At 62.5% G+C, this 11667-nt stretch carries 11 protein-coding genes; 3 read left to right on the plus strand and 8 right to left on the minus strand.

All coding sequences use genetic code 11. From position 1 onward, the window contains the following. Positions 1-18 precede the first annotated feature (18 nt). Positions 19-750, plus strand: a complete 732-nt coding sequence (locus ACZ5G6_RS02190) for an ankyrin repeat domain-containing protein (RefSeq protein ID WP_498691722.1) — start codon at positions 19-21, stop codon at positions 748-750. A gap of 66 nt (positions 751-816) precedes the next feature. Here ACZ5G6_RS02190 and ACZ5G6_RS02195 read toward each other — a convergent pair whose 3' ends face one another. The 3 genes from ACZ5G6_RS02195 to ACZ5G6_RS02205 are packed head-to-tail and all read right to left on the minus strand — an operon-like array spanning position 817 to position 3461. Next, a complete protein-coding gene (locus ACZ5G6_RS02195) occupies positions 817-2031 on the minus strand; it encodes an acetyl-CoA acetyltransferase (protein ID WP_498689080.1) in 1215 nt (404 codons plus the stop codon). Further along, positions 2028-2717, minus strand: a complete 690-nt coding sequence (locus tag ACZ5G6_RS02200; RefSeq protein ID WP_498689082.1) for a CoA transferase subunit B — start codon at positions 2715-2717, stop codon at positions 2028-2030. Before ACZ5G6_RS02200 ends, ACZ5G6_RS02195 begins: the two co-directional genes overlap by 4 nt. A gap of 27 nt (positions 2718-2744) precedes the next feature. Beyond that, entirely contained in the window at positions 2745-3461 is a 717-nt protein-coding gene (locus ACZ5G6_RS02205; protein WP_498689084.1) for a CoA transferase subunit A, read from the minus strand. A 178-nt stretch (positions 3462-3639) separates the two neighbouring features. Here ACZ5G6_RS02205 and ACZ5G6_RS02210 point away from each other — a divergent pair, with 178 nt between their 5' ends. After that, positions 3640-4425: an IclR family transcriptional regulator gene (locus tag ACZ5G6_RS02210; protein WP_498689085.1), complete on the plus strand. Its 786-nt coding sequence runs from the start codon at positions 3640-3642 to the stop codon at positions 4423-4425. A 14-nt stretch (positions 4426-4439) separates the two neighbouring features. Here ACZ5G6_RS02210 and ACZ5G6_RS02215 read toward each other — a convergent pair whose 3' ends face one another. Together ACZ5G6_RS02215 and ACZ5G6_RS02220 are read right to left on the minus strand one after the other, a co-directional pair. Further along, on the minus strand, positions 4440-5012 hold the full coding sequence (locus ACZ5G6_RS02215) for a GNAT family N-acetyltransferase (RefSeq protein WP_498689086.1): 573 nt from the start codon (positions 5010-5012) through the stop codon (positions 4440-4442). 121 nt (positions 5013-5133) lie between these two features. After that, positions 5134-6906, minus strand: coding sequence for a cytochrome c biogenesis protein DipZ (locus tag ACZ5G6_RS02220; RefSeq protein ID WP_498689088.1), 1773 nt, complete (start codon positions 6904-6906; stop codon positions 5134-5136). Between the two features lie 240 nt (positions 6907-7146). Between ACZ5G6_RS02220 and ACZ5G6_RS02225 the strand changes: the two genes are divergently transcribed. Next, positions 7147-7824 (plus strand): fasciclin domain-containing protein, encoded by a 678-nt coding sequence (locus tag ACZ5G6_RS02225; protein ID WP_223935574.1) that lies wholly within the window; start codon positions 7147-7149, stop codon positions 7822-7824. A gap of 100 nt (positions 7825-7924) precedes the next feature. Here ACZ5G6_RS02225 and ACZ5G6_RS02230 read toward each other — a convergent pair whose 3' ends face one another. The 3 genes from ACZ5G6_RS02230 to ACZ5G6_RS02240 all read right to left on the minus strand — a co-directional run bounded on the left by ACZ5G6_RS02230 (position 7925) and on the right by ACZ5G6_RS02240 (position 11624). Beyond that, positions 7925-8104, minus strand: coding sequence for a hypothetical protein (locus tag ACZ5G6_RS02230; protein WP_498689091.1), 180 nt, complete (start codon positions 8102-8104; stop codon positions 7925-7927). A 42-nt stretch (positions 8105-8146) separates the two neighbouring features. Further along, a complete protein-coding gene (locus ACZ5G6_RS02235; RefSeq protein ID WP_223935575.1) occupies positions 8147-10168 on the minus strand; it encodes a BCCT family transporter in 2022 nt (673 codons plus the stop codon). A 649-nt stretch (positions 10169-10817) separates the two neighbouring features. Then, positions 10818-11624, minus strand: a complete 807-nt coding sequence (locus ACZ5G6_RS02240) for an IclR family transcriptional regulator (RefSeq protein WP_223935576.1) — start codon at positions 11622-11624, stop codon at positions 10818-10820. Between the last annotated feature and the right edge of the window lie 43 nt (positions 11625-11667).

Consider the following 11667-nt stretch of genomic DNA (forward strand, 5'->3'; position numbering starts at 1 on the left):
CTCGACGGTATGAGTTCCATGAAGGCGCGCGGTCTGGCTGTGAGCTCGGCAATCAGTGCGGGTTTACTGATCGCCGGGCTTGTGGCTGGCTGCGCGCCGTCCTCGCCTGTCGAGACACCGTCGTCGGGTTCGCCAACAGCGAGTACGACGGCGGCCGCCTCACCTGCCAGCCCGGCGCCCACCCTAGCGACGCCGTCGAGCGTGGGCCCTGTCCCGGCGTCGTCCGTTGCCCTGCCGCCCAAACTGTCACCGGAGGCCCAAATCGAAACCGACCGACTCCTGATCCTCGCGGCGAAAGCCAACGATCCCGTGCGGGTCCGCGAACTCATCGACGCTGGCGGCAACGTCAACGCCAAGGACGACATCCAGGACTCTGCGTTTCTTTATGCAGGCGCGGAGGGCTTCAACGAGGTGCTGCAACTGACTTTGGCGGCTGGAGCGGACGTGGGCAGCATCAACCGATACGGCGGCACAGCCCTCATTCCGGCGAGCGAACACGGGCACACCGAAACTGTGCGGATCCTCATCGCAGCTGGCGTGCCCGTGGACCACGTCAACAACCTCGGCTGGACCGCCATGCAGGAAGCCATCCTGCTCAACAACGGCGGCCCCAACCAGCAGGACGTGGTCCGGCAGTTGCTGGCCGCGGGAGCTGATCCGGATATCCGTGATCCCCAAGGCCGAACCGCCCTGCAGAACGCAGAGCGGCTCGGGTTTACGGAGATCGCGGCGCTGATCCGGAACCGCTGACCCAACTGAGTCGCAGCTGTGCGCGTTTTCAGCCCTCAAAACGCGCACAGCTGCGACTTACTTGGGTTAGACCGCCTCCAGCACGCTCACGTAGTTGGCGATGCCCACGCCGCCCATGTTCTGGACAGCGCCGCGCCGGGCGTTGGGAAGTTGCATGGCGCCGGCGGTTCCCGTGAGCTGCATGGCCGCAATCACATGCTGCGACACGCCGGTGGCGCCGACGGGGTGGCCCTTGGCCTTCAGCCCGCCGGAGACGTTGACGGGCAGCTTGCCGTCCTTGTAGACCCAGCCCTCTTTGACGGCGCGCGAACCTTCGCCGCGTGGTGTCAGTCCCATGGCCTCGTACATGATGAGCTCGGCGATGGTGAAGCAGTCGTGCACCTCGGCGAAGTCCAGGTCCTCAATACCCACCCCGGCCATGCCCAGCGCGCGCTCCCAGGAAACACGCGTGGCCGCGAATTCGGTGGGGTCGCGGCGTTCTGCCGGGAAGAAGTCGTTGGCATGTCCGAAACCAGCCAGGCGGACCGGTGCAGTTGCACCGGCGGTTGCCGACGTTGAAATCACGACGGCGGCAGCACCGTCCGAGACCGGCGAACAATCCGTGCGGCGCAAGGGTTCGGCAACCATGGGGTTCTTGTCTGAAACGGTTCGGCAGAATTCTTCGCCGAAGTCCCGGTGCATCTGGGCGTAGGGGTTGTCCATGCCGTTGTGGTGGTTCTTTGCGGCGATGGAACCTAGGACATCACCCAGTCCGGCCTCGTAACCCGGGCCGCTGATGGACGAGCCGTAGCGCTTCCCGTAATGCTTGGCGACCTCGGCGAACAGCCCGGTGAACCCGGTGGTTGAGGCCTTTCCGGCCATTTCGTAGGAAGCGCCAAGGAGGGCTGCTCCCACCACGTCCGCCCCGGCGTCGGTCATCTTTTCGGCGCCGATCACCAAAACATTGCGCGCAGTCCCGGCGAGCACTGCCTTCACACCTTGCTGGAACGCGGCGGAACCGGAAGCACAAGCATTCTCGGTGCGCGTCGCGGGAACGTTGGCCAGATCTCCTGAGAGCTGGAGTGCCAAGGACGACGTGAAACCCAGCGGCTGCATGCCTGAGTTGAACTGGCCGAGGTAGATCTCGTCGATGTCCTTCGGCTCCAGCCCCGAGTTACGGATGGCTTCGCCGGCCACCTGCACTATCAGGGACTCCAAGGTCTCATCTGTGAGCTTGCCAAATTTGCTGTGGCCCCATCCTGTGAGCAGGACGTCCTTGCCGAACTGGTCTTTCAGGCTCATGCGCTTACTCCTTCGAGGGTGCTTTCTTCTTCAGACTCGAGCGCGACAGCGAATTCCGCTCCGGTCTTGCTGCGGATCTCTTCCACAGTGACTCCCGGGGCGAGGCGGGTCAGCAGCAGGCGCGTACCGCCGTCGTGGTTGTCCTCGATGTCGAAAACGGCGAGGTCCGTGATGATCCGGTCAACGCACTTCAGCCCCGTCAGCGGGAGCGTGCATTCGGTGACGATCTTGGCCGAGCCGTCCTTGGCGTTGTGCTCGGTGAGGACCACCACTCGCGGTGTCCCCGCCACCAGGTCCATCGCGCCGCCCATGCCCTTGACCATCTTGCCGGGGATGGTCCAGTTGGCGAGATCGCCGCTGCCCGACACCTGCATCGCGCCAAGGATGGCCACCTTCACGTGGCCGCCGCGGATCATGCCGAACGAGGTAGCGGAGTCGAAGATGCTGCCGCCGGAAGTGATGGTGACCGTCTGCTTGCCAGCGTTGATGAGGTCGGCGTCTTCCTCGCCCTCATACGGGAATGCGCCCATGCCCAGCAGGCCGTTCTCGCTCTGAAGGACAACCCGCACGTCCTCGGGCAGGTTATTGGCCACCAGTGTGGGGATGCCGATGCCGAGGTTGACGTAGTCGCCGTCGTGCAATTCTTCAGCCGCGATGGCGGCCATCTGGTCTCGTGTCCAAGCCATGATTGTGCTCCTTGTTCCTGGTAAGCGTTAGACGGCCAGTGCTTCGGGCCGGGGGCGGACTGTTCGCTGTTCGATGTCCTTGACCCGTGCGCTGGCCTGCACAAGCCTTTGGACGTAGACGCCCGGGGTGACGATGTGATTGGGGTCAAGCTCGCCGGGCTGCACAATGACCTCTGCCTCCGCGATGGTGATGGCGCCCGCGGTCGCCACCACAGGGTTGAAGTTGCGGGCGGTGTAGCGGTAGATCAGGTTTCCGTCCGTGTCCGCGGTGTGGGCATGAACCAGTGCGACGTCGGCGGTGATGGCGCGCTCGCGGACGTACGTTACGCCGTCGAACTCTTCCAGCGGCTTGCCCTCGGCAACCAGGGTGCCCACGCCGGTCCGCGTGTAGAAGGCGGGGATGCCGGCGCCGCCGGCGCGGAGACGCTCCGCCAGTGTGCCCTGCGGAGTGAATTCGACTTCGAGTTGGCCTGCGAGATATTGCTCTGCGAAGAGCTTATTCTCACCGACGTAGGATGCGATGACCTTCCGGACCTGGCCGGACTCGATCAGCACACCCAAGCCCTTGCCATCCACGCCCATGTTGTTCGAGACGATAGTTAGGTCCTTGGCCCCCGACTCGCGGACGGCGTCGATCAGGTCCGCGGGGATGCCACTCAGGCCGAAACCCCCGACGGCGATGGTCAGGCCGTCTGCCATCAGGTCCTGGAGCGCTTGCGTTGCGCTGGCGTGCATCTTCGACATGTGGAACTCCTCTTTGAGCCTTTGTGGTGGATGTATCCACTTTGTGGACGGGGTGACCTGTAGAGGAGCCTAGGATTCATCCCGGGCCGCGTCAACGGTCGCAATGCTTGGCTACTCATGGTGTGGACGGTAGGCTCGATTGTGTCCATATTGTGGATGAAATCTTTAGGAGCTGGCCTTGACGGAGCAGAAATCTTTGCAGAGCCCGGTGCAGGGCGCCCAAGTGGTGGGCCGCGTTGCCCTGCTGCTGAGGTTGGTGGGGCGCAAGCCTGACGGGACCTCGCTGGCCGGATTGGTTCGGGAGTCAGGGCTGACCAGGCCAACTGTGCACCGACTTCTGACGTCCCTTGCCGCTGAGGGCTTGCTGGAACACGATTCCGCCGCGGGGAAATGGGTTCTTGGTCCGGAAATCTTCCTGCTGGGTTCGGTAGCTGCCGCCAGGTTCCCCATGGAGGACCTTGCCCGGCCGTCGCTGCGCAGATTGGCCGCCGAGACTGGCGAGAGTGCCTTCTTCTCCATCCGTCGTGGGAACGAAACCGTCTGCGTGCTGCGCGAGGAGGGCTCGTTCCCTGTGAGGTCCTTCGTGCTGCATGAAGGCGTGCGCTTTCCGCTGGGAGTCGCCTCCGCAGGGACGGCCATTATGGCCTTCCTGCCGCCTGAGGAACAGGAAGCATTTCTCGCCGACTGGGACATGCATGCTGGTGCCTTCGCTGCCGGCCACACGGCGGACGTGGTGCGGGCCAACCTGGAGAGCACCCGTCTGGCGGGTTATTCAGTGAATCCCGGCCTGGTCCTGGAAGGCAGTTGGGGGATGGGGGCTGCGGTTTTTGACCAACAAGGGCGGCCGGCGTGGGCCTTGTCCTTGACAGGGATCGAACCCCGCTTCCGTCCGGATCGGCAGGACGTCCTGGGCAAATTGCTGCTGGAGGAAGCCCACCGAATGACGGCGAAACTGCAAGGCTGACTCAGCTGCAAGGGTTAGCGCAGGTCCAGGCGCATGAGGACCCTCGGGAAGCCGTTGAGGATGGACGTTGTTTCGGCGACCTTTGTGAAGCCGGCTTTCTCGAACAGCCTGCGGGTGCCAACGTACGCCATGGTCAAGTCCACTTTGCTGCCCTTGTTGTCCACGGGGTAGCCCTCAACGGCTGGCGCACCATACTCGCGGGCCATATCAATGGCACCCTTCAACAGATGATGGGAGATGCCCTTGCCTCGATGCCCAGGCCGCACCCGGATGCACCAAATGGACCACACATTGGCGTCGTCCACGTGTGGGATCTTTCGGTTGGTTGCGAAGCTGGTGTCGGCGCGTGGGTGAACGGCTGCCCACCCAACTACTTCGCCGCCGTCGTAAGCGAGAACCCCTGGCGGCGGATCCTCCGCCACCAGCTTCTCGACGAACTTTCCCCGCTCTTCCCGCTGGAGCGCAAGATTTTGCTTCGAAGGAATCCGATAGCTCAGGCACCAGCACACGTTGGCGTCCGGACGTTTGGGGCCGACCATTGTTCTCACGTCATCGAACTCGGTTGCGGGACGAACCTCGATTGCCATGCCGCCCATCCTGTCACCGGCGTCCAGCCCTCCGCTAGACGGCTGGACGTGATGACCGGATCGGGCTTTGGCCCTGCACGGATTGGTTACCCGGCCGACCTCTGACGCGCTCTGTCAGCGCTTATCCGAACGTGAACGAGTACGCTTGGATGCCCTCCGGGATCCTGACCTCGAGCTTGCCCTCGCGGATGTCGGTGTCGTCCACAATTTTGTAGAGGGTGGGCGTTCCTGACACTGGAACGGACGTCGTCTTGCCGTCCCGGACAACGTCAATCATTCCTTCGCCGCTGACCACGATGTACACCTGCTTGGCGTGGTAGTTCAGGGCAATGGAGGAGCCGGCTCCGGCGGGTGTGATGGACTGCGTACCCAGATCCCAGCCGCCAGCAAGTGCGAAACTGTCTGCTGCTTGGTCGGCCGGGACCGTGTATTCACCGGCTCCGGCCTTGTACGGTTGGGTACCGGCATAGTTGACCTTCTTGGTGGTGCCCAAATATGTCTCGGGAGTGGTGGCACCTGCTACCGGGCCGTCGTCGGACGCTTCAATGGGCGCGGGGAGCGTCACCGAAGGGTTGGCCTGTTGCAGGAGTTCGCGGATCAGCTTCTCCGTGGTCTGGTAGCCGCCCTCGCCGAACTTGATGTGCCGCACCATGCCCTCGGAATCGATCAGGTAGTGCGCCGGCCAGTAGCGGTTGCGGTAGTTGGTCCACGTTGAGAGGTTGTTGTCGATGGCCACCGGGTAGCTGATGCCCAAGCCCTGAGCGCCGGACATAACGTTGCGGGTCTCTTTCTCGAACGCGTACTCGGGGGAGTGGACGCCGATGATCTCCAGGCCGGACTCCTTGTACTTGCTGTACCAAGCGGTCAGGTGCGGAACGGAGCGCTGGCAGTTGATGCAGGAGTAGGCCCAGAAATCCACCAAGACCACCTTGCCTTTGAGGTCCTTCAGGTTCACAGCCTGGTTACCGGGAGTGTTGAACCATTCCTGGATGCCCTTGATATCTGGTGCCGTACCGCAGGATTCAAGCTCGGTGGCGCCGTTGCTGCACTTGTCCAGATCCCGGTTCTGGTCGTTAACCAGTCCGCCCAGATCCAGCGCCTTCTTCACGGACTCGTTATCCTGGACCTGTTCCTGCAGTGTGGAGGTGTAGTCCGGGACAAGTTTCTGGAGCAGCTGCGGGAGGTTGAACACCAGGCCGATAGCCAGTGCGATCATCATGACGCCGCCGGCGATCCGGATCTTGCGCTGGTTCTTGCGGAAGGCCTTGACCCGCTCTGCCACACGGCGGCCAGCCAACGCAAACACCAGCAGGGGAAGGGCCGCACCCACGGCAAACGTCAGCGTGAGGACGATTGTTTCGGCGCCAACCTGACCGGTGGCACCGGCCACGGCAATCGCAGCAAGCACTGGTCCTGCACAGGGCACATAGACGACGCCGAGCGCCAGCCCCAGCACCAGTCCGCCGTTTTCCGTGCCCACCTTGCGCTGCGGGATCCACGAGAACGGCTTTTCCAGGATGTGCTGGAAACGGTCGAAGATCAGGCCGAGCCCAATCAGAACCAGGACCACCAGGCCGATCCACCGGAGCAGATCCTGTGGCAGGTTCACCAGGCTCAGCAGGAACGAACCAACCAAGGTGAACGTGCTGAAGCTGATCACCAGGCCGAGGATCACCAAGTACGGGCGCCAGCCGGCTTGACTACGTTGCCTGGCTTGGGCCTTAAGCTCGACGGCGGTTGGCCGGGTTTCGGTGGCCACGGAACCACTACCAGTGACCTTCCGGGCGCCCTGTACACCTCCGGAAAGAAAGATGACAGGCAGGACAGGCAGGATGCAGGGCGAAATCCCTGTGATTAGCCCGCCCAGCAGGCCGATAAGTGCTAATTGCAGCATTGCGTCTCCCAATGTTGCCGGGCCGACGGTGAGGGGGCGGCTCCGGATATCTGTAGGCAGTTCGGAGCCGAAGCCGCGACGGCTTGGTTCAAATCTTTTTCAATCCGCACCCATCCACACCACTGCAACCTCCGAATAGCTGGTGAGGCACAAACGCCGGTAACGCAAAAGCAACACCGGGCAGCCAGTGCCCACACCCAATGGACCCAACGCCCTGGTTCCAAAAACAAGGAGAATGACATGTTGTCCACAAAGCGCCCCGCCCTCGCCTTCGTTGGCCTCACTGCAGCCGCCCTTCTCGGACTCACGGCCTGTGGTGGTACAAGCAGCTCCAGCACACCTTCGTCATCGTCCGCAGCCCCGGAGATGACCTCCGCGGCGCCGTCGCCGTCGGCTTCAGCCATGACCAGCGCTGCCATGGACCCGGCCCGCGATCTTGTTGGCCCCGGCTGCGCCGGTTATGCCGCAAAGGTTCCTGACGGCGCCGGCTCGGTAGTGGGCATGGCCCAGGACCCCGTTGCGGTGGCCGCCTCCAACAACCCGCTACTCAAGACCCTCACGGCTGCCGTTTCGGGTCAGCTCAACCCCAAAGTGGATCTGGTCTCAACCCTGAATGGCAGTGAGTTCACTGTCTTCGCACCGGTTGACGACGCCTTTGCCAAGATCGATGCCGCCACGATTGAGACGCTCAAGACGGACGATGCCCTACTGAGCAAGATCCTCACCTACCACGTGGTCCCGGGCCAGCTGACTCCGGACCAGGTAGTCGGAACGCACAAGACAGTACAGGGTGGCGAAGTGACCGTTGGCGGCACCAAGGATGCCCTCACCGTTGACGGCGCCAACGTGATCTGCGGCGGCGTGCACACAGCCAACGCAACGGTCTACCTGATCGACTCGGTCCTGATGCCCAAATAGTCCTGAGATCCAAATAGTCCTGGGGTCCGAAGCAATACAAAAAAGAAGCAGGCGCCGGAATCCGGCACCTGCTTCTTTGTATTGGAAGGGGGTTGGGCGGTCAGCGCTGGCCCAGATCGCTGTCGACGTATGAGCCGGGCCGGCTATGTTCCGAGCCGCAGGGGCAATGGTCAACCTCAAGCCGGACTGTCATGGGTTTGGACGCGTCCAGGGTGAGAGTCACATCGTTTGTGGCTTCGTTGCTGAGACGGAGGGTGCCTTGAGCAGGGTTGTTGGACATGGTGGACCTTACTGGTGTGTGGATTGGTCGGCCAAAAGCTGGTTAGTTATCGGTTGGCTCCGGGCGCGGAGACCGAACGGTGGGAATGCTCCCCGTGGGGGTTCCGCCGGGACAGTCGGTATCCGGGCAGTTCTCCGCGCAGTCGTGCTTGGTCACGAGGTCGAACTGGACACCGCGGTGTTGTTCAACACCGGTGCGGATGGCCCGTTCAACAACGGATGTCGCCAGGCGTCTGCGCAATGCCAGAGGATCGCGGCGCAGGTCCTTGGTCAGGGCGAAACAGAGCAGCAACATGACTACGACGAAGGGTAGTGCCGCCACAATGGTGACTCTTTGAAGCCCGGCCAAGGCCTCAGATGGTTCGTCGCCGCCGGCCAATAGCATGACCGCGGCTACTGCACCGGTGAGGCTGCCCCAGAAGATCACTACCGCACGCCGCGGGTGTTCTGCTCCATTGGAGCTGAGGGATCCCATGACGATGGAGGCTGCGTCGGCACCGGTGATGAAGAAGATCGCCACCAGGACCATGGCCAGCACGATGACGGCTGCTGTGAGCCAGCCAGGCATGCCGAGGTTCTTCACGAGGTCGAAGAGTGCGCCGTCGAAGTTGACTGATGGGACCCCGTTGGTCGTGGTCACCAGGCCCGGTGTGCCGGCTTTGTCGGCTTCCTGCTGCACGTGGAATGCGGCCCCGCCGAAGATGCCGAACCAGATTACACTGACCACGCTGGGCACCAGCAGTACGCCGGTAACGAACTGGCGGATGGTGCGGCCGCGGCTGATGCGTGCAATGAAGAGGCCTACGAAGGGCGTCCAGGAGATCCACCATGCCCAGTAGAAGATGGTCCAGCTCGTCATCCAGCTACGAAGCGCATCGTCGCCGACCGCTTCGGTCCGGGACGACATCTCTGCCAAGTCCCGGGCGTAGTCGCCGACGGCTGACGGGATCAGGTTCAGGATGAACAAAGTAGGGCCGGCAACGAAGACGATAAGGGCAAGTACGACGGCCAGGACCATGTTGATGTTGGAAAGCCACTGGATGCCGCGGCTGATGCCCGAGACGGCTGAAGCAACGAAGCAGAAAGTCAGAATGGCCACGATGACCACCAGCACGGGAGTACCGATTTCACCCATCCAGCCGTTGGAGGTCATGCCACTGCCGATCTGAAGGGCGCCAAGGCCCAGGGAAGCAGCGGTTCCAAACAGGGTGGCAAAGATAGCGAGGATGTTGATGAACTTCCCGATCGGCCCTTCGACCATCCTGATGCCGAACAGCGAAGTGAACGCTGCCGAGACCAGTTGCCGGCGGCCAAGGCGGTACGTGCCGTAGGCCATGGCGATGCCCACCACTGCGTACATGGCCCAAGGGTGCAGGGTCCAGTGGAAGATCGATGTGGCCATGGCGGTCTGGATGGCAGCGGGTGTGCGGCCGTCCACAGTGCCCGGTGGTGGCGAGATGTAGTGGTACAGCGGTTCAGCCACGCCGTAGAACATGAGGCCGATGCCCATGCCGGCGGCGAACATCATCGCTACCCAGGAGACGGTTCGGAATTCCGGCTTCTCGCCGTCCTTGCCCAGTGGGATGTTTCCGAACTTGCCCAGGGCGAGCCACAGGACGAAGACGACGAACAAGGAGGCGAGGACCATGAAGAGCCAGCCGGTGTACTCCATGACCCAGTTCAGGGCACCCTTGGACGTCTCAGAGAGGCTGTCCCGGCCGACGAAGCCCCAGACCACGAAGGCGACGGCGATGGCGCCCGTGATTCCGAAGGTGACTTTGTCGAGCGTAAGTTTCTGGTTCCGGCGTGCCGATACGGCCTGCTCGGTCTTTGCGGAGCGCAGTTCTTCGAGGATCTGTTCGTATTCTTCAGCATCCGGGAGGAGTTCTGCACCTCCATCCTCAGCGTCGAGGACTGCGGGGTTGGTTTCGTCAGGGGAGACGCTGATGAATTCTTCAGAGATCTCCGTACGTGCGGTCTTACGTGTCGCGGGAGTGTCTGCCAAGCGGTCGTCGGCAGGTAACTCCTCTGGCGTTAGGGGTTTGGTGTCACTGTTTATAGCCATGAGCGGGTCCTTTGCTCGGCGGGTCATGGGTTTGCGTTTATACATGGCCCTGAAGTGTGCGTCCGGGAGGAAGGTTGGGGGCTTCCTCCGATTCGATGACCATGATGGTGCGGTGCGCGTACCGCCGTTCTGGAAATTCCTGCCTTCTGCCGGCATGGAAAGCGGCGATCGGCGGAGCTGTGTCGAGCCCTGACGCCTCCCCGGGAGCAAGTGCACTGAGGGGGCAGGCCTTATGCATCTTGCACCTCATTTGGTTAGTGAGACGGGTTGGTTCGGCGCCGGGCTCTCGGCCTTACGAGCGTTCCGCATGAATCAACAACATTCGCGCTAAGCAACAGAGTGCGCCCGGTCACAGTCAAAGTCAAGAACTTTTCCATGTTGGCCGATACCTTGACAGGGTGGCCGGAATTGATCATCCATGTTGCATATCGTGATGGTTGTTGCGTAGAAAGCGTTATCGCCTCATGAATTCCGGGCATAGGAGGGGCAAGCTTTTGAACCCGGTCTCAGCTCTAGGAAGGCCGAAATATTACGCTCTGCGGCGTCATTATTGCTACTACACTTGTTGCCGCAATCTGCTGCGCCGAACATCGGCTGGCTTCGAGGCGTGCGAACCCCACGTGGCCGTCATCCGCGAGGCGTCGCGGCCTTACCGGTGTCTGTAGCCCATACGGGCGCTGATGGCCAGCCCGGCCTCGCGGAGGCCGTCGATGAGGCCTGGCTGGTCCTCCGGCGAGAAGCGGAACGCCGGGCCGGAGATACTGACAGCGGCGATGACACTTCCCTCGTGGTTGAAAATGGGCACCGCGATGGCGGTGAGGCCGATTTCAAACTCCTCGTGGACGGTGGCGTACCCCTTGCGGGCCACGTCCAGCAACTGCTTTTCCAGCTCCCCACGGTTTGTCACGGTCCGAGGCGTGCGCGCGGGAAGGCCGACTGCCTTAAAGACTTGGCTTCTTTCGTCGACGGTCAGTGCAGCCAGGAGAACTTTGCCGCTGGAGGTGGCGTGCAGCGGCGTCAGGCTGCCCACCCAGTCGTAGGTGGCCAGCGTTGACGGTCCCATCGCCTGGTCCACATTGACGGCATAGTTTGACCTCAGCACGGCGAGGTTGACGGTTTCCTTGTATTCGGCTGCCAGCGCCTCCAGGACTTCCCTCGCCTCATGCACCACGCTCAGCCGGCCGGGGATGGAAGATGCCAGGCGGAGGATCCCAAAGCCCAGCTGGTACTTGCCCCGTTCGCTGTTTTGCCGGACCAGGTCACGGCCCACCAGGGAGCCGACCAACCGGGACACGGTGGACTTATGGACGCCCATCTCCTCAGCGATCTCGCTCACTCCGGCATCGCCTTCCCGGGCCAGGATTTCCAGGATTTGGAGTGCACGGTCTACTGACTGGACGCCTCCGGCCTGGGCGTCCGGGTCCTTGTCGATGTCCGGGTTGTTGCGTGCGGCCATGATGCCTCGTGTCGTTGTCCAGGCAGGCGGCCCTGGGCTGGAA

This window comes from Arthrobacter sp. TmtSoilC51, from assembly GCF_055388015.1.